Here is a 20,964-nt window from a genome sequence, read left to right as displayed (position 1 = left end):
GTCGCCGTCGTTCCGGCGATGGCCACACTCTGGCGGCGCGCCTCCCGGCCGCGCATCGGCAATACCACCGGTCTTCGCGACCGGGACCCCGCGCCGGCCCGGCTCAGCGGACCGGGTGCCCGGTCTCCCGCAGAGCGCCCTTGACCTCGGAGATCCGCAGGTCACCGAAGTGGAAGACGGACGCGGCCAGCACCGCGTCGGCACCCGCGTCGACGGCCGGGGCGAAGTCCGCCAGTCGGCCGGCGCCGCCGGAGGCGATGACGGGCACCGACACGTGGCGGCGCACCGCCGTGATCATCTCCGTGTCGTAGCCGTCCTTGGTGCCGTCCGCGTCCATCGAGTTGAGCAGGATCTCGCCCGCGCCGAGCCCGGCCGCGCGGTGCGCCCACTCGACGGCGTCGATGCCGGTGCCCCGGCGCCCGCCGTGGGTGGTCACCTCGAAGGTGCCCTGAGGGGTGCGGCGCGCGTCCACCGAGAGGACCAGCACCTGGCTGCCGAACCGCTCCGCGATCTCCCGTATCAACTCCGGGCGGGCGATCGCCGCGGTGTTGACGCCCACCTTGTCGGCGCCCGCCCGCAGCAGCTTGTCCACGTCCTCGGGGGTGCGCACCCCGCCGCCGACGGTCAGCGGGATGAAGACCTGTTCGGCGGTGCGCCGCACTACGTCGTAGGTGGTCTCCCGGTCGCCGCTGGAGGCGGTGATGTCGAGGAAGGTCAGCTCGTCGGCGCCCTCGGCGTCGTACAGCTTCGCCATCTCGACGGGGTCGCCCGCGTCGCGCAGGTTCTGGAAGTTGACGCCCTTGACGACGCGGCCGTTGTCCACGTCCAGGCAGGGGATCACCCGTACGGCGAGGCTCATCGGTCGCCTCCGCGGTACGCCTCGACCTCTACCTCGACGACCAGGCTGGGGTCGACGAGGCCGGAGACGATGACCATGGTCGCCACCGGGCGCACGTCGTCGAAGAGTTCCCGGTGGGCGCGGCCCACGTCCTCCACGTCGCGGGCGTGCGTGACGTACATCCGGGTGCGGACGACGTCCTCGCGGCCGAGGCCGAGCCGGCCGAGCCCGTCGAACGCCGCGCCGAAGGCGTTGCGGGTCTGTTCGTACGGACTGCCCGCGACGATCGCGCCGTCCACGACGGAGGTGCAGCCGGCCACCAGGACCAGGCCGCCGGGGAGTTCGACGGCGCGGGCGTAGCCGAACCGGTCCTCCCAGGGGGCGCCGGTCTGCACGCGGCGGACACCGCCGACGGAGGTGACGGGCGCGCCGGCGGGGGCGCCGGCGGTGTCGGCGGGGACGTATCCGTCGCCCACGGAGGCATCCGGGGAGGCGCCGCCGAAGGGCGCGTCGGGTGCGGAGTCCGTCATTCCGCGACCGCCTTGAGGGCCTCTTCCAGGGTGAACGCCTCGGCGTACAGGGCCTTTCCGACGATCGCGCCCTCGACGCCGGCCGGGACGAGCGAGGCGATGGCCCGCAGGTCGTCCAGCGAGGAGACGCCGCCGGAGGCGACGACGGGCTTGTCGGTGGCGGCGCAGACGTTCTTCAGCAGCTCCAGGTTGGGGCCCTGGAGGGTGCCGTCCTTGGCGATGTCGGTGACGACGTAGCGGGCGCAGCCCTCGGAGTCGAGGCGGGCGAGCGTCTCGTAGAGGTCGCCGCCGTCGCGGGTCCAGCCGCGGCCGCGCAGCGTGGTGCCGCGGACGTCGAGGCCGACCGCGATCTTGTCGCCGTGCTCGGCGATGACCTTGGCGACCCACTCCGGGGTCTCCAGGGCTGCGGTGCCGAGGTTGACGCGGCGGCAGCCGGTGGCGAGGGCGGCGGCGAGCGAGGCGTCGTCGCGGATGCCGCCGGACAGCTCGACCTTGATGTCCATGGCGCCGGCGACCTCGGCGATCAGCGTGCGGTTGTCGCCGGTGCCGAAGGCGGCGTCCAGGTCGACCAGGTGCAGCCACTCGGCGCCGGACCGCTGCCAGGCGAGGGCGGCTTCCAGCGGGGAGCCGTAGGAGGTCTCGGAGCCGGACTCGCCGTGCACGAGGCGGACGGCCTGCCCGTCCCGGACGTCGACGGCGGGAAGGAGTTCAAGCTTCGGCATTACAGCGTCTCGATCCAGTTGGTCAGCAGCTCTGCGCCGGCGTCGCCGGACTTCTCGGGGTGGAACTGGGTGGCCCACAGCGCGCCGTTCTCCACGGCGGCCACGAACCGTTCGCCGTGCGTGGCCCAGGTGACCTTGGGGGCACGGATCTTGGCGTTGGTGACTTCGAGGGTCCAGTCGTGCGCCGCGTACGAGTGCACGAAGTAGAACCGGGCCTCGGGGTCGAGTCCGGCGAACAGCCGGGAGTCCTCGGGGGCCTCGACGGTGTTCCAGCCCATGTGCGGGACGACGTCGGCCTTGAGCGGGCCGACGGTGCCGGGCCACTCGTCGAGGCCCTCCGTCTCCACGCCGTGCTCGATGCCGCGCTCGAACAGGATCTGCATCCCGACGCAGATGCCCATGACCGGTCGGCCGCCGGAGAGCCTGCGGCCGACGATCCAGTCGCCGCGGGCGGCGCGCAGGCCGGTCATGCAGGCGGAGAAGGCTCCGACGCCGGGGACCAGAAGTCCTTCGGCGTTCATCGCCCGGTCGTAGTCACGCGTGATCTCGACGTCCGCCCCGACCCGGGCCAGCGCCCGCTCGGCGGACCGGACGTTCCCGAAGCCGTAGTCGAAGACGACGACCTTCTTCTTGTCGCTCACAGCTCGTTCCTCCATGCCGCAGGGTTCGCGGCGTCAGTCCCACAGTCCCTGGATCCGCAGCACGCCGGCCAGCAGGCACATCACGGCGCCGATCCCGAGGAGCACGACGACGCCCTTGGGCATCCCCTGCTTCGCGAAGGAGTAGACACCCCCGGCCAGGAAGAGGCCGAGGACGATCAGGATCGTGTTGAGGCCGGTCACAGGGCGCCCTTGGTCGACGGGAGGATGCCCTCGGCGCGCGGGTCGCGCTCGCTGGCGTACCGCAGGGCCCGTGCCAGCGCCTTGAACTGGCACTCCACGATGTGGTGGGCGTTGCGGCCGTAGGGGACGTGCACGTGCAGGGCGATCTGCGCCTGCGCGACGAAGGACTCCAGGATGTGCCGGGTCATCGTCGTGTCGTACTCGCCGATCATCGGCGCCATCTTCTCGGGCTCGGTGTGCACGAGGTAGGGGCGGCCGGAGAGGTCGACGGTCACCTGGGCCAGCGACTCGTCCAGCGGGACGGTGCAGTTGCCGAAGCGGTAGATGCCGACCTTGTCGCCGAGCGCCTGCCGGAAGGCGGCGCCGAGGGCGAGCGCGGTGTCCTCGATGGTGTGGTGGGAGTCGATGTGCAGGTCGCCGTCGGTCTTGACGGTGAGGTCGAACAGACCGTGCCGGCCGAGCTGGTCGAGCATGTGGTCGTAGAAGCCGACGCCCGTGGCGACGTCGACCTTGCCGGTGCCGTCGAGGTTGATCTCGACCAGCACGGACGTTTCCTTGGTGGTGCGCTCCACGCGGCCGGTGCGGCTCTCGCGAGTCATGCGTCGTGCTCCTTCTGGGCGGGTTCGTTGTCGAGGGTGCGGACCGCGTCGAGGAACGCGTCGTTCTCCTGCGGTGTCCCCACGGAGACCCGCAGCCGCCCGGGTACGCCGTTGTCGCGGATCAGGACCCCCTGGTCGAGGAGGGCCCGCCAGGTGGCGCGGACGTCCTCGAAGACGCCGAACTGGACGAAGTTGGCGTCCGACTCGGTGACCTCGTGGCCGAGCGCGCGCAGTTCGCGCACGATCCGGTCGCGTTCCTTCTTGAGCTGCTCGACGTAGCCGAGGAGAGTGTCCGTGTGCTCCAGGGCGGCCAGCGCCGTCGCCTGGGTGACGGAGGAGAGGTGGTAGGGCAGCCGTACGAGCTGCACGGCGTCGACCACGGCCGGTGCGGCGGCGAGGTAGCCCAGGCGCAGTCCGGCGGCGCCGAACGCCTTGGACATGGTGCGCGAGAGCACCAGGTGCGGGCGGCCCTCGATGAGCGGCAGCAGCGACGCGCCGTGGCTGAACTCGCCGTACGCCTCGTCCACGACGACGAGGCTGGGGCGGGCGGCCTGCGCGGCGTCGTACAGGGCGAGGACGGTCTCGGCCGCGACGGCGGTGCCGGTGGGGTTGTTGGGCGAGGTGATGAAGACGACGTGCGGGCGGTGCTCGGCGATCGCCGCGCGGGCCGCGTCCACATCGATGGTGAAGTCCGCGTTGCGCGGGCCGGAGAGCCAGCCGGTGCCGGTGCCGCGCGCGATGAGGGCGTGCATCGAGTAGGACGGCTCGAAGCCGATGGCGGTGCGGCCGGGTCCGCCGAAGGCCTGGAGCAGTTGCTGGAGGACCTCGTTGGAGCCGTTGGCGGCCCAGACGTTCTCGGTGCCGACCCGGTGTCCGGCGGTCCGGGTGAGGTAGCGGGCCAGCTCGGTGCGGAGCTCGACGGCGTCCCGGTCGGGGTAGCGGTTGAGGTCGCGGGCGGCCTCGCGGACGCGCTCGGCGATCCGGTCGACCAGCGCCGCGGGCAGCGGGTAGGGGTTCTCGTTGGTGTTGAGCCGGACCGGCACGTCGAGCTGCGGCGCGCCGTACGGGGACTGGCCGCGGAGCTCGTCGCGCAGCGGCAGGGCGTCCAGCGCGGCGGCGCGGTCGGCGGCGCCGGCGGTGCTGGTGCTGGGGTTCGTCACTGCTGCGGAACCTTCCACCCGAAGCGGGCCTTGAGCGCGGCGCCGTGGGCGGGGAGGTCCTCCGCCTCGGCGAGCGTCACCACGTGGTGGGCGACCTCGGCCAGCGCGTCGCGGGTGTAGTCGACGATGTGGATGCCGCGCAGGAAGGACTGCACCGACAGGCCCGAGGAGTGGCAGGCGCAGCCGCCGGTGGGCAGCACGTGGTTGGAGCCGGCGCAGTAGTCGCCGAGCGAGACCGGGGACCAGGGCCCGACGAAGACCGCGCCGGCGTTGCGGACGCGGTCGGCGACGGCGGCGGCGTCGGCGGTCTGGATCTCCAGGTGCTCGGCGCCGTACGCGTCGACGACCGTGAGGCCGTCGGCGAGGTCGCGGACCAGCACGATCGCGGACTGCCGGCCGGCCAGCGCGGGTGCGATGCGGTCGGTGACGTGCTTGGAGGCGGCGACCTGCGGGGCCAGCTCCGCCTCGGTCGCGGCGGCCAGCTCCTCGGAGTCGGTGACGAGCACCGCGGCGGCCATCGGGTCGTGCTCGGCCTGGCTGATCAGGTCGGCGGCGACGTGCACCGGGTCGGCGGTGGAGTCCGCGAGGATCGCGATCTCGGTCGGGCCGGCCTCGGCGTCGATGCCGATGCGGCCCTTGAGCAGGCGCTTGGCGGCGGCGACGTAGATGTTGCCGGGGCCGGTGACCAGGTTCACCGGGCGGCAGCCGTCCTCGCCGTCGGTGCCGTACGCGAACATCGCGACGGCCTGGGCGCCGCCCGCCGCGTACACCTCGTCGACGCCGAGCAGGGCGCAGGCGGCCAGGATCGTCGGGTGCGGGAGGCCGCCGAACTCCTTCTGCGGGGGCGAGGAGACGGCGACGCCCTCGACTCCGGCCTCCTGGGCGGGGACGACGTTCATCACGACGGAGGAGGGGTAGACCGAGCGGCCGCCGGGGACGTAGAGCCCGACCCGCTCGACCGGCACCCACTTCTCGGTGACCGTGCCGCCGGGGACGACCTGGGTGGTGCGGGTGGTGCGGCGCTGCTCGCGGTGGACGATGCGGGCGCGGCGGATCGACTCCTCCAGGGCGGCGCGGACGGCCGGGTCGAGCGTGTCCAGGGCGGCCCGGATCTCGGCGACCGGCACCCGCAGGCTCTCCGGGCGCACCCCGTCGAACTTCTCTCCCCACTCGACGACCGCCGCGGAGCCACGATGGCGCACGTCCTCGCAGATGGGCCGCACCGTCTCCAGGGCGGCTTCCACGTCGAACTCGGCACGGGGCAGCAGGTCGCGCAGGGCGGCACCCTCGGGGAGGGCCTCGCCGCGCAGGTCGATTCGAGAGATCACCCGGCAATTCTCTCAGACCGGCCGAGCCCTCCGGTCGTCCGTATCACTGGGTGATATCCGCCGTAAGCGCCCGCGGACGGACCGGTGCCCGGATGAACGTTCAGGCAGTCACGCAGTGGGCACAACCGGTGTACGGGGTGTGCACAGGGAGGCGTCAGTGACGGAACCGGACGAGGGCGCGATCCCGGACGGGCTGAGCGCCGCGGAGCTCGGCATGTGGCAGTCCTTCCGCAACGGCACCACCTTCGACCTGCGGACCCACGATCCGGAGCGCGACGATCCGTTCGCTCCGAACCCCTGGGGCCCGGAGCGCAGCGTCGGGGCGCGGACGGTGGCGCGGCTGCTGCTGAGCGGGCCGCCGGCCCGGCCGGGGCGGGTGGCGGCGCTGAAGCTCCGGGGGGTGCGGATCACCGGGAAGCTGGACCTGGCGGGCGGCCGGGTGGCGCCGTACGTCGAGCTGACCGGGTGCCGCTTCGAGCAGGAGGTGGTGCTCCCGGAGTGCCGCTTCACGACGCTGCGGCTGGTGGGCTGCGCGATGCCCCGGCTGGAGGCGGCCCGGCTGCACACCGAGGGGGACCTGCATCTGCCGCGGTGCCGGGTCGACCGGGGCATCCGGCTCACGGACGCGCAGATCGGCACCGACCTGCTGCTCAACCAGCTCAGCGTGGGGTGCGACCTGCGGGGGCGGGCGCTGGCGGCCGACGGGCTGACGGTGGCGCAGGACCTGCAGGCGGAGATGATCGAGACGTACGGCGAGGTGAGTCTGAGCGGGGCGACCGTCGGCGGCTCGCTGAGTCTGCGCGGCAGCCGGCTGCGGGCGGCGGAGGACCGGCGGGCGCTGAACGCCCCGCAGCTCTCGGTGGAGCGGTCGCTGTACCTGACGGAGGCGTGGGTCAGCCTCGACACGGGCAACCAGGGCACCACTCCCCCGTACGGCATCGTGCACGGCCCGACCCCCTCCCGGGACACGGTGTCGCAGGTCTTCGAGGCGAAGGGCGGGGTCCGGCTGGACGACGGGCGGTTCGGCGACGCGGTGGACCTGCACCATGCGCGGTTCCTGCTGGAGCCGCACGAGGAGCTGTCGCTGCGCCGGATCGCCACGCCGGAGCTGCGGTTCAACGCGGAACGGCCCGAGGAGGGCCGGGTGGTGCTGAACGGCGCCAAGGTGGTGACGCTGATCGACGTGTGGGACAGCTGGCCGGGCCCCGGCGGTCTGGCGATGGGCGGGTTCGTCTACGAGAACCTGGTGCCCTACGGCCACTTCCCGCTGTCCTGGCGGCTGGAGTGGCTGCTGGCGGCGACCCCGGAGTACGTGCCCGAGCCGTACGAGCGGCTGGCCGCGGTGCTGCGGGCCAGCGGGGAGGACGCGGACGCGCGGGAGGTGCTGCTGGCCAAGCAGCGCAGGCGCCGGGAGACGCTGCCGCCGGCGACGAAGTTCTGGGGGTTCCTCCAGGACTGGACGGTGGCGTACGGCTACCGGCCTGGGCGGGCCGCGCTGTGGATGGCGGTGCTGTGGGCGGCGGGCACCCTGGCCTTCGCGGGGCACGCGCCGCCGCCGCTGAAGCGGGCGGAGGCGCCGGAGTGGAATCCGGCGCTCTACTCGCTGGATCTGCTGGTGCCGGTGATCAACCTCGGCCAGGACGGCTACTGGCGGATGGAGGGCGGCTGGCAGTGGGCCGCGGCCGGCCTGGTGCTGGTGGGGTGGATACTGGCCACGACGGTCGCCGCCGGGGCCTCCCGGATGCTGCGCCGGGGGTGATCCGCCCGCACCCCGCGGGCCGCTCCGGTCGCGGCCCGCGACCGCAACACCCCCGCCCCCGCACGGATCGGGCCCGTCGGCTCCCGGTCGCGCGGAGCCGGTCAGGATGCCGCGGGGGCGCACGGAAGGGCCGTTTTCCGGCCACCCAACGCCCCTTCTTTTACTCTTTCTTGACCCCCGTCGGGGCAACCCCGACACTCGCCACCAAAGCTTCACAGCGCCTCCCTGGCGCCCTGTTCACCAGCGCTTTTCAATGGTCTGCACCATGCCATTGCTTCGCGCTCTGCTCCGTACCGCGCGCAGGGTCCGGCACAGCCCACCACTGTGCGCGGCGCTCCCTCCGGCCGACGCGGTGATGCTCGACGTCCCCGACGCGCGCCTGTCGCCCGCGCTGGTGGCCGCGGCGCTCGGCGAGTACGGACCGGCCGCCAAGCTGCTGGCCACCACCCGCGACGCCGCCGAGTGGGAGCTGCGGGACCGCTACCTGGACCGGCTGGCCACCTTCGCCCGCAACCGCGACGGCTGGCTCGTCTCCTGGCTGGCCGCCGCCCCGCGCGACCCCGACGCGCTGCTGGTCAAGGCCGAGCTGGCGGTGCGCCGGGCCTGGGACTCGCCCGCCTCGGCGGAGCAGTTGCGGGAGGTTGCCCCGCTGATCGCGGCCGCCACCGAGGCCGACCCGCGCGACCCGGTGCCCTGGCGGCTCGCCCTCGACCACGCGCGCGGCACCCACGCCACGCACACCGCGTTCGAGACGGTCTGGGAACAGGCGGTACGCCGCAGTGCCCATCACTACGGCTGCCACGTGGCGGCGCTGCGCTACCTCTCGGCCGGCTGGTACGGCTCGCACCGCGAGTGCTTCGACTTCGCCGAACGGGCCGCCGAGGACGTGGACCCGCACTCCCTCGTCCGGGGGCTGCCGGTGCGCGCCGCGTTCGCGCTGCTGACCGACGGGAGCGCCGGGCGCCCTTCGCCGGTGCTGGAGGACCGGATCGACGCCGCCGCCGACCAGGCGATCGGCCTGTCGGCCGGTTTCGGCCCCGGCGACCCCTGGCCCGCCGAGGTCCGCAACCTCCTCGCGTACGTACTGGTGGTGCGGGGCCGCTGGGCGGAGGCGCTGGAGCAGTTCCGGCTGATCGGCCCCTACGCGCTGTCCTTCCCGTGGTCCGCCGTGTCCGACGACGCGCTGGGCCGGTTCCTCGACGCGCGGGAGACCGCGCGGCTCCACGTGGCGGCCCAGACCCCGCTGAGGGACCGGGCCGGACACGGCGGGGCGCGCGGCCATTACGCTTGAGCGTTGTGACCACCGCTCGCCTGCCCCTCTTCCCGCTGAACGCGGTGCTGTTCCCCGGCCTCGTGCTGCCGCTCAACGTCTTCGAGGAGCGTTATCGCGCCATGCTGCGCGAGCTGCTGAAGACCGACGAGGACGAACCGCGCAGGTTCGTCGTGGTCGCCGTGCGCGACGGGCGCGAGGTCGCCGTCACCGGCACCGGCATGCCCGGATCGGGGGAATCGCTGCCCGAGCGCGCCGCCGCCGACGGGTTCGGCCCGGACCCGGTGCAGACCTTCCACCGGGTGGGCTGCGTCGCGGACGCCGCCACCATCCGCGAGCGCTCCGACGGCAGCTTCGAGGTCCTCGCCACCGGCACCACCCGGGTGCGGCTGCTGTCGGTGGACGCGAGCGGCCCGTTCCTGACGGCGGAGGTCGAGGAGATCGCCGAGGACCCCGACGCGGATGACGCCCGGACCCTGTCCGAGGGCGTCCTGCGGGCCTTTCGCGCCTACCAGAAGCAGCTCGCCGGAGCGAGCGAGCGCTCGCTGGCCACCGGCGCCGAGCTGCCCGACGCGCCCTCGGTGGTGTCCTACCTGGTCGCCGCCGCGACGGTGCTGGACATCCCCACCAAGCAGCGGCTGCTCCAGGCGCCGGACACCGCGACCCGGCTGCGCGAGGAGCTGGCACTGCTGCGCCGGGAGACGGCCGTCATCCGCGAGCTGCCCTCGCTGCCCGCGGGCGACCTGACCCGCGCCCCGACCCACCTGAACTGACGCCGCGCCCGCCCCGGTCCGGTACCCGGGCGGGCCGGGCCCTTCCCGCACGGCACCCCCGACGGACCCGCGAACCGAGGACCCGCACGTGGCCAAGAAGACGAAGAAGCAGTCCGGCGGCACCCCGGCGACGGTCGCCCTGACCGCGGCCGGCACCGCCTTCACCGTGCACGCCTACGACCACGACCCGGCGTCCGCCTCGTACGGCGAGGAGGCGGCCGAGGCGCTGGGGGTGTCGCCGGACCGGGTGTTCAAGACCCTGGTCGCCGACGTGGACGGGGAGCTGACGGTGGCGGTGGTGCCGGTGGCCGGCTCGCTCGACCTCAAGGCGCTCGCGTCGGCCGTCGGCGGCAAGCGGGCGGCGATGGCGGACCCGGCGGCGGCCGAGCGCACCACCGGGTACGTCCGGGGCGGGATCTCCCCGCTGGGTCAGCGCAAGCGGCTGCGCACGGTGCTGGACGCCTCGGCGCGCGCACACGCCACCATCTGCGTCTCGGCGGGCCGGCGCGGGCTGGAAGTGGAACTGGCGGCGGACGATCTCGCGACACTCACCGGCGCGGTCTTCGCGCCGATCGGGCGGGGGTAGCCGGGCGCGGACGTCCAGCACGGGAACGCCCGCGCGTCCCGCACGGAGACGCCCGCGCCCGGTCGGTGAGGCGTGCCTCCGCGCGCGGTCCCGCCGGCGGGGCGCCCCGCCTTCGCGCCGGCTTCAGTCCTTCGGCCGCGGGGCGGCGGGGTCCGCGCCCTTCTCCGGCCGTCCGCCGGCCTCCGCGGCCGACCCGCCCGGCGCGTCCGGCCCCGGCCACGCCCGCGTCGCCGGGTCCGGGGCGTCCGCGCCGGAGTCCGCCGCTGCGACCGGGGGCGCCGCGCCCGGCATCGTCCAGTGCCCCGGCCATTCCGGCTCCGGCTCCGGGTCGCGCGGCCCGAAGGCCGCCGTCAGCGCCAGGTGCACCGCCATGGCGACGATCGGCCAGACCAGCACGGCCCCCTTCGCGTTCAGCTCCAGCGGGGCGTCGAAGGTGACGCCCTCCCCCACCTGCTTCGCGTGCGCGACCACGTCCGAGGTGGGGCCGAACCAGACGCCGACGCCCCAGCCCAGCAGCGAGCCGAGCAGCGCGCCGAGCGCCAGCCCCGCCACCAGCCAGATCCCGCCCCGCCTGCGCCACAGGAAGACGGCGACGGCCGAGACCACGCCGAGCCCGAGGGCGATCAGGGCGTAGGTGCCGTCGGCTCCGATCGCCTCCTCACCCTCGCTGTCCTTGAGGTAGACGGCGGTGTCGTCGGAGACCAGCGGGATGCGCGGGGCGAGCCAGAGCCACAGCAGGCCGAGCACCAGGCCCGCGACGGTCAGCACCACGGCGGTCAGCAGGGCCTGGCGGACCTCCGCGCGGGTCTCCACGTGCGCCGCGGGGACGTCCCCGGCGGCGAGGTGCGAGCCCTCCGGCGGGCTCCGCCAGGGATCGGAGGGCTGCGGCCGGTCGGGGGGCGTCAGGGGTGCGGTCACCGTGCCATCGTGCCAGGCCGCCCGGCCGGACGCCGCACCGGACCGCCCGACCGCCCGCGCGCCCCGGGCGTGCGCCGCCACGGGGCCGGGTGCGCCCCGGACGCCCCGTACGGGTACCGGTTCAGCGCACCGCGGCCCGGCGGTACGCCCAGGTGGCGAGAGCCAGCGAGAGCACACCGACGGCCGCGCAGACCGCCAGGTCGAGCAGGACCACCGGCCAGTCGGGGTGGGCGTCGAAGGAGCGGGCCAGCGCCTCGACGCCGTAGGTGGAGGGCAGCAGGTCGCGGGCCCAGCCGACCGGCTCGGGCAGCCGCTCGGCGGGCAGCACGCCCAGCAGCAGCGCGGCGGACATGCCGAGCTGGCCGAGCAGGGTGGCCAGCTCCTGGCGCGGGGCCAGCAGCCCGCAGGCCGCGCCGAGGCCGGCCAGCGCGGCGCCGGAGAGCGGGATCACCGCTACCAGGATCCACAGATGGGTCAGCGGGAGCTGGAAGAGCACGCTGCCGGCCACCGCGGTGACCACCGTGCCGGGCACGGTGAAGGAGGCGTACGCGCCGGCCGCGCCCAGCACCACGGCGGCGGGCGGCACGGGCAGGGTGGCGTAGTGGTCGAGGCCGCCGGCCGCCCGGAGCTGCCCGAAGTACTGGGCCAGCATGTTCAGCGCGACGAACGCCACCACGAGGACGGAAGAGCCGGCCACCACGGCGCGCGCCTCGGCGCCGCCGTCGACGACCCCGCGCATCAGCACCATGATGCCGACGGACTGGAAGGTGGCCACGAACAGCAGCGGGATGCGGGCCACCCGGGCCCGCGACAGCTGGGCGCGGTAGACGGCCGCCAGCGAGGGCAGCAGCCGGGCGCGCGGCGCCAGCGGCGCGGGCCCGGCCGGGCGGGCAAAGGCGGCGGGCTCCGCCGTGCGCCGGGCGCGCGGGGGGACCACCTCGGTGGGCACGATGCTCGTCACCTGGCGCTGCTCTCCTTCGCGAACACACATGCGGACACGGACACGGACACGGATGCGGTTGCGGACGCGGGCCCCGGTACGCCGCGCGGCCGGAACGGCGGCGGGACCGCCGTCGTCGGGCGTGCGGTCACGCCTTCACCAGCCCCTCGCGCGCCACGGCCGCGTCGCCGCCGAGCGCCAGATAGACGTCCTCCAGGCTCGGGGTGGCCAGCGTGAAGTCGTCGAGCGCCGCGAAGGCCGCGCCGCCCGTCACCGCGGCGACCGCCGCACGCGCCTCGTCGGGCCCGAGCCGCAGCACCCAGCGGCGGCCGGACTCCTCTGCGGAGCCGCGCAGGGCCGCCACCTCGGGCACATCCAGCGGGGCGCGCTCGCGCCACACCAGTTCGACCCGTACGTCGCCGGCGACCCGTTCCTTGAGCCCGGACGGCGTGTCGCAGGCGATGACCCGGCCGCGCTCCAGGACGGCGACCCGGTCGAGGACGGTCTCCGCCTCGATCACGTTGTGGGTGACCAGCAGGACGGTGGCACCGTGCTCGGCGCGCCTGCGGTCGACGGCGGCCCAGACGGCGCGCCGGGCGACGGGGTCCATGCCGGTGGTCGGTTCGTCCAGCACCAGCAGCGGACGGTCGCCGACGAGGGCGGCGGCGAAGCAGGCGAGCCTGCGCTGGCCGCCGGAGAGCTTCTTGAGGGCGCGCCCGGCGAGCGCGGTCAGTCCCAGCTCCTCCAGCACCTCGTCGCGGGCGGCCCGCGCCGCGCGGACGGGCAGGCCGCGCAGCCGGCCGGTGGTCTCGGCGGCCAGCGAGACGGTCAGCTCGTCCAGGGCGGTGGACTCCTGGCCGAGGTAGCCGATGAGCCGGGAGGCCCGTTCGGGATGCTTCACCAGGTCGTGGCCGAGCACCTCGACGCTGCCGGAGTCGGGCCGCATCAGGCCGGTGAGCTGGCGCACCAGGGTGGACTTGCCGGCGCCGTTGGGGCCGAGCAGACCGAAGATCTCGCCGCCCCGCACCTCCAGGGTGATGCCGTCGGTGGCGCGCACCTCGGACGTGGCGGGCGTACCGCGGCGGCCCCGGACCGGGGGGTAGGTCTTGACCAGATCACGCACCGCGCACACGGTCCCGGCCCCGGCGGCCCACTGTGCTTGTGCTGTGCCCGTACTCACGAGGTACGAGAGTACGGGGTCGGATGGTCCGGATTGCGCCCGGGGCCCGTACCGCGCGGGGGCGCGCCGGGGTGTCACGGCGCGGGCGCGGCGGCGGGGCTGCTCGGCCGCCGGAGTCGGTCCTTCCCCGTCTCAGGTCGTTCCCAGTCTCAGGTCCTGCCCCGCCTCAGGTCCGCTCGCCGTCCTGCGGTTCGTCATCCCCGCCCGGAGCCGCGCCGGTCCGGTCGGGCTCGTGGGCGGTGTCGACCACCAGCCGGCCGTCCGCGCCGAACAACTCGATCAACTGCGACAGGTGGGCCCGGGCCATGCTGCGGCCGGGCGTCTCTCCCGTGGTCATCCGCGCCCCTTCAGGTCCGCCCACACCTGTTTGCCCCACGGCAGCGGGTCACTGCCCCAGTCCGCCGCCAGGCACTCCACGAGCGTGAGGCCACGCCCGCTCTCGTCCTCGGGGCCCGAGTGCCGGCGCACCGGGTGTCGCGGGGACAGATCCACGACGGCGACGCGCACCCGATCCGCCTCGGGCCGTTCGACCGTGACCCGGATGGAGTCCCGCCGGGCGTGCTGCACGGAGTTCGCCACCAGTTCGGTCACGATCAGAGCCCCGTCGTCGGCCAGCGCCTCCAGACCCCAGACGGACAGCGCGAAGCGGACCAGACGGCGCGCGGTGCCGGCGCTTCCGGGCTCGCGCGGCAGGGTCTCGGTGTACCCGGGATGCCCGGTCGGGCGCGGAGAGACAGCCATGGTCACCGGAGGCCCTCCCCCGGCCCATGGCCACGGTCCGGGACTCTTCGAGGTGGGCACGGGCAGATGAAGCAGCGTACGAACGGGGTCATGTCGCAACCGTGGCGAAGCCGCTCCGCCGGCACAATGACAGACTGGCGGGCCGTCAGCCCGAAGTGACAAAGCCCTAGTTCAGAGCGGCAGGCCCACCAGGTCGGCAAGTTGACGCGTCTCCGTGGTGAGGGTGCGCCGACGGGTGATCGTGTCGGCCAGCGTGTCCCGGGCGTAGGGCTGTTCCGCGATCCACTCCGGGGCTTCGGCCGCCACCTCCCCCAGCACTTCCAGCGCGCGGCCGTGCTGACGCGTCATGGCGTACGCCTTGGCGACATCGAGCCTGTGACGGTGGTACTCGGACCCGGTGCCGCCCTTCAGCCGGGGGGCGATCTCCAGCACTTCGTCCGGCCGGTCGGTCACGACACCCTGTTCGGCGGCCTTGTACGCCACCGTGGAGGGCCCCCAGGTGGCGATCCGTACGCTCCCGTGGCGGAGCGGTCCCGTGGCGACGGCCGCCGACCGGGCGAGGCGCAGCATGTCGGCCGCCTCCCCTCCCCGGTTGTCCCGGAGGGCTGCCGCGTGTCCCTGGACGAGCAGCCATCCCCAAGCGGCGATCTCTTCGGCGGTCGCCCGGGACATCCGGGGCTCGGCGTCGTCCGCCCACTTCACCGCCATGGTGCGGGCCGCGTCGAACCGTCCCTGCCTCACCAGCAGCCACGTCCAGGTGGTGACGACGCTCGCGGCCCGCAGGCGGTCCGGGGCTTCGTCCAGTGCACGGCGTAGCGCGGTCTCGGCCGCGGCGAACTGCCGGGCTCCGGTCAGGGTCGATCCAGCGATCTGGAGAAGCTGCGCGCGGGCCGCCCGCGCGGCCGGGGCGTCCCCGAGGGCTTCGGCGTCCCGCAGCAGCGGCACCAGGAGGTCCACGGCCTCCCGCATCCGCTTGCCGAAGTGGGCCGCCCTGACGGCCTCCAGGCCGTCCTGGACGCCTCGGCTCGTCGGCTCCTCGTCCGGCTGCTCCGCGGGGCGTTCCACGGCGCGCTGGAGGGCTTGCCACGGTTCGGGCGCGGGGTGGGGCTCGGCGGGTGCGCGCTCCACGAGCGTGGTGGTGGGCACCCGGAGGGCGGCGGCCAGCTTCCGGGCGGTCTCCATGCGGGTGTCGGTCACGACTCCCTGTTCCAGCTTCGTGATCAGCGAGTGGCTGACCTTCGAGGCTCGTGCCAGTTCGCGCTGCGAGAGACCGCGCCGCTTGCGGATCTCCCGTAGCCGGTCGCCGAGGCCGTGTTCGTCGGACATGGGCCCTCCTTCGGTGCTCCCTCCGAAGGTACCCAGGCAGCGTGGTTCTGTGGTAACTGCGGGAAGCCGTTCTTCCGCCCGTGAGAAGCGCGCCGCCCGGCAGGGCTTCGCAGCGGCCCCCCGCCGGGGCTACTCGGCCGCGGGGACGTGTTCGGCGGCGGCGCGCACGTCGATCTCGCGCCAGAACCCCGCCCGGATGGCATAGCGGTCGTGCTCGTCGATCTGGTCGTCCTTGTGGGCGAGCAGGCCGAAGCGGGCGGCGTACCGCAGCAGCTCGCCGTCGATGCGGTGCGGGATGCGGGGGTAGAGGGTGGAGAGCTTCTGGAGGTGGGCGGTCTCGGGCAGCCGCTCCATCCAGCGGCGGGCGAAGACCTGGCCGACCTCGAAGGGGTCCCCGCCGACCGTGGTGATGTCCTCCTCGCGGTCCGCCCAGCGCTGTTCGGCACTGGTGACCTGGGCCAGCGTGGGCAGCGAGGCCGTTTCGGGCGGCTCTCCGGCGGGCCGTTCCACCAGTCCCCGGTCGGAGGACCAGCGCAGCGTGGCGCTCGGCGCGGGGGCGGGCGGCTGGTGCTGGGGCCCGGTGAGGGAGGCGGGGGCGCGCAGCGCGGCCAGGTCCTTGGGGGTGGGGACGCCCCGGTGGCCGGCGGGCGGGGGCGCGGGGTCGTCGTGTTCCTCGCGTCCGGCGGGGGCCGACTCCTCGCGGGGGCCGGCGGTCCGCGCCCCGGAGGCGCGCCCGGCCGAGGCGGCGAGCGCCGCCTCGGGCAGCGGGGCGGAGAGGATCGCGGCGATCTCCGGGCGCGGCGGCGCGGGCGGGGCGCAGACGCCGCCGGTCTCCTTGGCGCGGACGGCCTTGGTGATCCAGGCGCGGTCGAGGACGCGCCGTTCGTCGGCCTCGGCGACGAGGTCCTCGGACTGGTTGTAGTCGCCGTCGGCGGCCTGGACGGCCCAGAGGTGGACGGCCACCCCGTGTTCCTTCGCCGACATCAGTCCGGGCAGCAGATCGCCGTCGCCGGTCACCAGGACCACGTCGGAGCAGGCGCGGTTGCGGGCGAGTTCGGTGAGTTCCGCGTGCATGGCGGCGTCGACGCCCTTCTGCGCCCACCGGCCGTCACTGCGGGTGAGGGCGCCGAGCCGTACGGTCACCCTCGGCATCACCCGCAGCCTGCGGTGTTCGGGCTGCGGTACGCGGTCGGGCGCGCCGTCGAACCAGTAGATGCGCAGCAGGGGCTGTTCGGTGTCGGCCTCGGCCCGCTCGCGCAGCCCCTGGATCAGGGCCGCGTGGTCCACCGTGATGCGGGACCGCGCGGGTTCCCCCGCCAGCAGGCTCGCGGCTGCGCCCAGCAGATAGCCGGCGTCCACCAGGACGACGCAACGGTCCACGCGTTCCACCCTCTTCCAGGAATTCGGGAACGGGTTACTCAGAGTTGCTTCGAGTCTGCCCGACGGCAACGGCGTTGACGTCCGGAACTCGATCATCGGCGTGGCGGATCCTGTGAACACCCCGGTGTACGCCCGCCGCAGCGGTCCGTCCGGGCTTTGTCACTACGTAAGGTAATGATCCAAAATGCGGCGTTCATAGGCCTATGTGAGTCTGACAGCGGCCCTGGTCCACAGGATCCCCTTCAGGAGGCACGCATCATGGCCAAGAACAAGAACCGCAAGCAGGCCCGTCAGAACGACCGTGCGACCGACGCGGAACGCGGCTCCGAGCAGGCGAAGTCCACCGCCTTCGAGACGCAGAACCAGTTGCAGTCGCAGGGCCAGGGCAGCCCGTCCGACGTGGCCCGCAAGCACCAGCGGCGTTTCGGCCACAACTGACCGGCCGCACCCGCACGACACCTGAGGGGCGCCCCGCCGTGCGGCGGGAGCGCCCCTCAGGTGTGCCGGGGAAGGGTGGGTCAGCCGGCCAGGCAGGACGGGCCGAGCAGCACCTTCAGGTCGCCGAACAACGCCGGGTCGGGCTTGACCCGGTGGCGGTCGAGCCGCAGCACGGTGGTCTTGCGCGGGCCCTGGAGCCGGATCCGCACCTCGGTGTCGCCGCGGTGGCTGGAGAGGACCTCACCGAGCCGGCTGACCATGGGCGGGGTGATCCGCACGGTGGGGATGGTCAGGACGACGGGGGCGTTGGATCCGGCGTTGGAGATGTCGGGGACCTGCATCTCCATGGCGACCAGCCGGGGCACGTCCTCGCGCTTGTCGAGGCGTCCCTTGACGAAGACGACGGTGTCCTCGACGAGCTGGGTGGAGACCAGTTGGTAGGTGGCGGGGAAGAACATGCAGTCGATGGCGCCCGCCAGGTCCTCCACGGTGGCGATGGCCCAGGCGTTGCCCTGCTTGGTCATCTTGCGCTGGAGACCGGAGATGATGCCGCCCACGGTGACGATCGCGCCGTCCGCGTGCTCGCCGCCGGTGAGCGCGGAGATGGAGGCGTCCGCCTTGTCGGACAGGACGTGCTCCAGCCCGAAGAGCGGGTGGTCGGAGACGTAGAGGCCGAGCATCTCGCGTTCCTGGGCGAGCAGGTAGGACTTCTCCCACTCGACGTCGGAGAACTCGACGTCCATGCCGAAGCCCGGTTCGGAGGTCCCGTCGTCCGGGTCGCCCATGCCGCCGAAGAGGTCGAACTGCCCCTCGGCCTCCTTGCGCTTGACCTGCACCACGTTGTCGATCATGGGTTCGTGGTGCGCGACGAGCCCCTTGCGGGTGTGGCCCATCTCGTCGAACGCCCCGGCCTTGATGAGGGATTCGACGGTGCGCTTGTTGCAGACGACCGCCTCGACCTTGTCGAGGAAGTCCGGGAACGAGCTGTACTTCCCCTTGGCCTTGCGGGACCGGATGATCGAGTCCACGACGTTCTGGCCGACGTTGCGGATGGCGGTCAGGCCGAACAGGATCACGTCGTCGCCCTGGGCGGCGAAGTTCGCCTCGGACTCGTTGACGTTGGGCGGCAGCACCTTGATGCCCATGCGGCGGCACTCGTTGAGGTAGACGGCCGACTTGTCCTTGTCGTCCTTCACCGAGGTGAGCAGCGCCGCCATGTACTCGGCCGGGTAGTTGGCCTTGAGGTAGGCGGTCCAGTAGGTGACCAGCCCGTACGCGGAGGAGTGCGCCTTGTTGAAGGCGTATCCGGCGAACGGCACCAGCACGTCCCACAGGGCCTTGATCGCCGCGTCGGAGAAGCCCTGCTTCTTGGCGCCGGCCTCGAACAGGACGAAGTTCTTCGCCAGTTCGTCGGCCTTCTTCTTGCCCATCACGCGGCGCAGGATGTCGGCTTCGCCGAGGGAGTAGCCGGCGACGATCTGGGCGGCCTTCTGCACCTGCTCCTGGTAGACGATCAGGCCGTAGGTGAGGCCGAGGACCTCCTTGAGCGGCTCCTCCAGCTCCGGGTGGATCGGGGTGATCTCCTGGCGGCCGTTCTTGCGCTCCGCGTAGTTGGTGTGCGAGTTCATGCCCATCGGGCCCGGCCGGTAGAGGGCCGAGACGGCGGAGATGTCCTCGAAGTTGTCGGGCTGCATCTGGCGGAGCAGCGAACGCATCGGCCCGCCGTCGAACTGGAACACGCCGAGCGTGTCGCCGCGGCAGAGCATCTCGTACGTCTTGGGGTCGTCCAGCGGCAGCGCGAGCATCTCCAGGTCGATGCCCTTGTTGGCCTTCACCATCTTGATGGCGTCGTCCATGATCGTGAGGTTGCGCAGCCCCAGGAAGTCCATCTTGAGCAGGCCCAGCGACTCGCACTGGGGGTAGTCCCACTGCGTGATGGTCACGCCGTCGGTGTGGCGCACCCAGACCGGGGCGTGGTCCACGATCGGCTCGCTGGACATGATCACGCCGGCCGCGTGCACGCCCATCTGCCGGACCAGGCCCTCGACGCCCTTGGCGGTGTCGATGACCTTCTTGACGTCCGGCTCGTTCTCGTACATCGCCCGGATCTCGCCCGCCTCGCTGTAGCGCGGGTGCTTCGGGTCGGTGATGCCGCTGAGGTCGATCCCCTTGCCGAGGACGTCGGCGGGCATCGCCTTGGTGAGGCGGTCGCCCATCGCGTACGGGTAGCCGAGGACGCGGGCGGAGTCCTTGATCGCGTTCTTGGCCTTGATCTTGCCGTAGGTGCCGATCATGGCCACCTTGTCGGCGCCGTACTTCTCGGTGACGTACCGGATCACCTCGACGCGCCGGCGTTCGTCGAAGTCGATGTCGACGTCGGGCATGGAGACGCGCTCGGGGTTGAGGAAGCGCTCGAAGATCAGCCCGTGGGTGATCGGGTCGAGGTCGGTGATGCCCATGGCGTACGCGACGATCGAGCCGGCCGCGGAGCCGCGGCCGGGGCCCACCGCGATGCCGTTGTTCTTGGCCCACATGATGAAGTCGGCGACGACCAGGAAGTACCCCGGGAACCCCATCTGGATGATGATGTCCATCTCGTACTCGGCCTGCTTCTGCCGGTCCTCGGGGACGCCGCCCGGGTAGCGGCGGCCCATGCCGACCCGGACCTCCTCCTGGAACCAGGTGACCTCGGTGAAGCCCTCCGGGATGTCGAACTTCGGCATCAGGTCGCGCTTCTCGAACATCCCGGCGGTGTCGATCTGCTCCGCGACCAGCAGGGTGTTGGCGCACCCCTGCTGCCAGGCGTCGGAGGAGTCGACGGCGTACATCTCGTCCGTCGTCTTGAGGTAGTAGCCGGTGCCGTCGAACCGGAAGCGGTCCGGGTCGGAGAGGTTCTTGCCGGTCTGGATGCACAGCAGCGCGTCGTGGGCGGTCGCCTCGTGCGCGTAGGTGTAGTGCGAGTCGTTGGTCACCAGCGGCGGGATGTCCAGCTTCTTGCCGATCTCCAGCAGCCCGTCGCGGACCCGGCGCTCGATCTCGATGCCGTGGTCCATCAGCTCCAGGAAGTACCGGCCCTCGCCGAAGATGTCCTTGTAGTCGGAGGCCGCCTGGACCGCCTCGTCGAACTGGCCGAGCCGCAGCCGGGTCTGCACCTCGCCGGAGGGGCAGCCGGTGGAGGCGATGAGCCCCTCGGACCACTGGGCGATGGTCTCCTTGTCCATGCGGGGCCACTTCTGCAGCCAGCCCTCGGCGTAGGCGTCGGAGGAGAGCTTGAAGAGGTTGTGCAGCCCGGTGCTGTTCGCCGCCCAGATCGTCTTGTGCGTGTAACCGCCGGAACCGGACACGTCGTCCCGCTTCTGGTGCGGCTGCCCCCACTGCACCTTCCGCTTGTGCTTGCGCGACTCCGGGGCGACGTAGGCCTCGATGCCGATGATCGGGGTGACCCCCGCCTTCTTCGCCGAGTGGAAGAAGTCGTACGCCCCGTGCAGGTTCCCGTGGTCGGTCATGGCGATGTGCGACATGCCCATGTCGTTGCACGCGTCGAACATGTCCTTGAGCCGCGCGGCACCGTCCAGCAGGGAGTACTGGGTGTGGACGTGTAGGTGCGTGAAGGGCGGCTTGCTCACGGTCTCGG

At 73.1% G+C, this 20,964-nt stretch carries 21 protein-coding genes; 5 read left to right on the top strand and 16 right to left on the bottom strand.

Annotated features, from left to right (window positions below; genetic code table 11):
• Window positions 1-103 precede the first annotated feature (103 nt).
• The 8 genes from hisF to hisD all read right to left on the bottom strand — a co-directional run bounded on the left by hisF (window position 104) and on the right by hisD (window position 6,019).
• Window positions 104-859 carry an imidazole glycerol phosphate synthase subunit HisF gene (gene hisF, locus Q0994_RS08775; protein ID WP_299531172.1) on the bottom strand — a complete coding sequence of 252 codons (756 nt, stop codon included), beginning with the start codon at window positions 857-859 and terminating at the stop codon, window positions 104-106.
• On the bottom strand, window positions 856-1,233 hold the full coding sequence (locus Q0994_RS08770; protein ID WP_299531347.1) for a RidA family protein: 378 nt from the start codon (window positions 1,231-1,233) through the stop codon (window positions 856-858). Before Q0994_RS08770 ends, hisF begins: the two co-directional genes overlap by 4 nt.
• A gap of 131 nt (window positions 1,234-1,364) precedes the next feature.
• Entirely contained in the window at window positions 1,365-2,090 is a 726-nt protein-coding gene (priA, locus tag Q0994_RS08765) for a bifunctional 1-(5-phosphoribosyl)-5-((5-phosphoribosylamino)methylideneamino)imidazole-4-carboxamide isomerase/phosphoribosylanthranilate isomerase PriA (RefSeq protein WP_299531169.1), read from the bottom strand.
• Window positions 2,090-2,731, bottom strand: a complete 642-nt coding sequence (hisH, locus tag Q0994_RS08760) for an imidazole glycerol phosphate synthase subunit HisH (RefSeq protein WP_299531167.1) — start codon at window positions 2,729-2,731, stop codon at window positions 2,090-2,092. Before hisH ends, priA begins: the two co-directional genes overlap by 1 nt.
• Before the next feature lie 33 nt (window positions 2,732-2,764).
• On the bottom strand, window positions 2,765-2,932 hold the full coding sequence (locus Q0994_RS08755) for a hypothetical protein (protein WP_299531164.1): 168 nt from the start codon (window positions 2,930-2,932) through the stop codon (window positions 2,765-2,767).
• Window positions 2,929-3,531, bottom strand: a complete 603-nt coding sequence (gene hisB, locus Q0994_RS08750; RefSeq protein WP_299531162.1) for an imidazoleglycerol-phosphate dehydratase HisB — start codon at window positions 3,529-3,531, stop codon at window positions 2,929-2,931. Before hisB ends, Q0994_RS08755 begins: the two co-directional genes overlap by 4 nt.
• On the bottom strand, window positions 3,528-4,691 hold the full coding sequence (locus Q0994_RS08745) for a histidinol-phosphate transaminase (RefSeq protein ID WP_299531159.1): 1,164 nt from the start codon (window positions 4,689-4,691) through the stop codon (window positions 3,528-3,530). The genes hisB and Q0994_RS08745 overlap by 4 nt, the downstream gene beginning before the upstream one ends.
• Complete coding sequence (hisD, locus tag Q0994_RS08740; RefSeq protein WP_299531157.1) at window positions 4,688-6,019, bottom strand: histidinol dehydrogenase; 1,332 nt, start codon at window positions 6,017-6,019, stop codon at window positions 4,688-4,690. Before hisD ends, Q0994_RS08745 begins: the two co-directional genes overlap by 4 nt.
• A 157-nt stretch (window positions 6,020-6,176) precedes the next feature.
• Between hisD and Q0994_RS08735 the strand changes: the two genes are divergently transcribed.
• The 4 genes from Q0994_RS08735 to ybaK all read left to right on the top strand — a co-directional run bounded on the left by Q0994_RS08735 (window position 6,177) and on the right by ybaK (window position 10,407).
• Window positions 6,177-7,778 (top strand): oxidoreductase, encoded by a 1,602-nt coding sequence (locus Q0994_RS08735; RefSeq protein WP_299531154.1) that lies wholly within the window; start codon window positions 6,177-6,179, stop codon window positions 7,776-7,778.
• Window positions 7,779-8,031: 253 nt separating this feature from the next.
• A complete protein-coding gene (locus Q0994_RS08730; protein ID WP_299531151.1) occupies window positions 8,032-9,069 on the top strand; it encodes a hypothetical protein in 1,038 nt (345 codons plus the stop codon).
• A gap of 5 nt (window positions 9,070-9,074) precedes the next feature.
• Complete coding sequence (locus Q0994_RS08725) at window positions 9,075-9,821, top strand: LON peptidase substrate-binding domain-containing protein (RefSeq protein WP_299531149.1); 747 nt, start codon at window positions 9,075-9,077, stop codon at window positions 9,819-9,821.
• Window positions 9,822-9,909: 88 nt separating this feature from the next.
• The gene (gene ybaK, locus Q0994_RS08720; RefSeq protein ID WP_299531147.1) at window positions 9,910-10,407 is read left to right on the top strand and encodes a Cys-tRNA(Pro) deacylase; all 498 of its coding nucleotides are present in this window, start codon (window positions 9,910-9,912) and stop codon (window positions 10,405-10,407) included.
• Between the two features lie 123 nt (window positions 10,408-10,530).
• On the opposite strand, the gene Q0994_RS08715 is transcribed toward ybaK, so the two are convergent.
• From Q0994_RS08715 to Q0994_RS08685, 7 genes are all read right to left on the bottom strand, one after another.
• Window positions 10,531-11,325 (bottom strand): ABC transporter permease, encoded by a 795-nt coding sequence (locus tag Q0994_RS08715; protein WP_299531144.1) that lies wholly within the window; start codon window positions 11,323-11,325, stop codon window positions 10,531-10,533.
• A gap of 121 nt (window positions 11,326-11,446) precedes the next feature.
• Window positions 11,447-12,316 (bottom strand): ABC transporter permease, encoded by an 870-nt coding sequence (locus Q0994_RS08710; RefSeq protein WP_299531142.1) that lies wholly within the window; start codon window positions 12,314-12,316, stop codon window positions 11,447-11,449.
• Window positions 12,317-12,413: 97 nt separating this feature from the next.
• Window positions 12,414-13,397 carry an ABC transporter ATP-binding protein gene (locus Q0994_RS08705; protein ID WP_299531345.1) on the bottom strand — a complete coding sequence of 328 codons (984 nt, stop codon included), beginning with the start codon at window positions 13,395-13,397 and terminating at the stop codon, window positions 12,414-12,416.
• 214 nt (window positions 13,398-13,611) lie between these two features.
• A complete protein-coding gene (locus tag Q0994_RS08700; protein WP_299531141.1) occupies window positions 13,612-13,782 on the bottom strand; it encodes a hypothetical protein in 171 nt (56 codons plus the stop codon).
• Window positions 13,779-14,186, bottom strand: coding sequence for an ATP-binding protein (locus Q0994_RS08695; protein ID WP_299531140.1), 408 nt, complete (start codon window positions 14,184-14,186; stop codon window positions 13,779-13,781). The genes Q0994_RS08700 and Q0994_RS08695 overlap by 4 nt, the downstream gene beginning before the upstream one ends.
• 171 nt (window positions 14,187-14,357) lie before the next feature.
• On the bottom strand, window positions 14,358-15,512 hold the full coding sequence (locus tag Q0994_RS08690) for a helix-turn-helix domain-containing protein (protein ID WP_299531137.1): 1,155 nt from the start codon (window positions 15,510-15,512) through the stop codon (window positions 14,358-14,360).
• 129 nt (window positions 15,513-15,641) lie between these two features.
• On the bottom strand, window positions 15,642-16,901 hold the full coding sequence (locus tag Q0994_RS08685; protein ID WP_299531135.1) for an NYN domain-containing protein: 1,260 nt from the start codon (window positions 16,899-16,901) through the stop codon (window positions 15,642-15,644).
• A gap of 249 nt (window positions 16,902-17,150) precedes the next feature.
• Between Q0994_RS08685 and Q0994_RS08680 the strand changes: the two genes are divergently transcribed.
• Window positions 17,151-17,330: a hypothetical protein gene (locus tag Q0994_RS08680; protein WP_299531132.1), complete on the top strand. Its 180-nt coding sequence runs from the start codon at window positions 17,151-17,153 to the stop codon at window positions 17,328-17,330.
• Between the two features lie 80 nt (window positions 17,331-17,410).
• Here the strand turns inward: Q0994_RS08680 and dnaE are convergent, their stop codons facing one another.
• Window positions 17,411-20,956 (bottom strand): DNA polymerase III subunit alpha, encoded by a 3,546-nt coding sequence (dnaE, locus tag Q0994_RS08675; RefSeq protein ID WP_299531130.1) that lies wholly within the window; start codon window positions 20,954-20,956, stop codon window positions 17,411-17,413.
• Between the last annotated feature and the right edge of the window lie 8 nt (window positions 20,957-20,964).

The sequence above is a fragment of the uncultured Streptomyces sp. genome, assembly GCF_947488945.1.
Taxonomy (GTDB): domain Bacteria; phylum Actinomycetota; class Actinomycetes; order Streptomycetales; family Streptomycetaceae; genus Streptomyces.
Note: the sequence above shows the minus strand (reverse complement) of the source record. Positions and strands in the feature narration are given on the sequence as shown.

Bases quoted from the DNA above. Each gene is read 5' to 3' on its own strand.
- hisF (WP_299531172.1), bottom strand. From the start codon at position 859: ATGAGCCTCGCCGTACGGGTGATCCCCTGCCTGGACGTGGACAACGGC.
- priA (WP_299531169.1), bottom strand. From the start codon at position 2,090: ATGCCGAAGCTTGAACTCCTTCCCGCCGTCGACGTCCGGGACGGGCAG.
- hisB (WP_299531162.1), bottom strand. From the start codon at position 3,531: ATGACTCGCGAGAGCCGCACCGGCCGCGTGGAGCGCACCACCAAGGAA.
- Q0994_RS08730 (WP_299531151.1), top strand. From the start codon at position 8,032: ATGGTCTGCACCATGCCATTGCTTCGCGCTCTGCTCCGTACCGCGCGC.
- Q0994_RS08710 (WP_299531142.1), bottom strand. From the start codon at position 12,316: ATGTGTGTTCGCGAAGGAGAGCAGCGCCAGGTGACGAGCATCGTGCCC.
- Q0994_RS08700 (WP_299531141.1), bottom strand. From the start codon at position 13,782: ATGACCACGGGAGAGACGCCCGGCCGCAGCATGGCCCGGGCCCACCTG.
- Q0994_RS08695 (WP_299531140.1), bottom strand. From the start codon at position 14,186: ATGGCTGTCTCTCCGCGCCCGACCGGGCATCCCGGGTACACCGAGACC.
- Q0994_RS08690 (WP_299531137.1), bottom strand. From the start codon at position 15,512: ATGTCCGACGAACACGGCCTCGGCGACCGGCTACGGGAGATCCGCAAG.
- Q0994_RS08680 (WP_299531132.1), top strand. From the start codon at position 17,151: ATGGCCAAGAACAAGAACCGCAAGCAGGCCCGTCAGAACGACCGTGCG.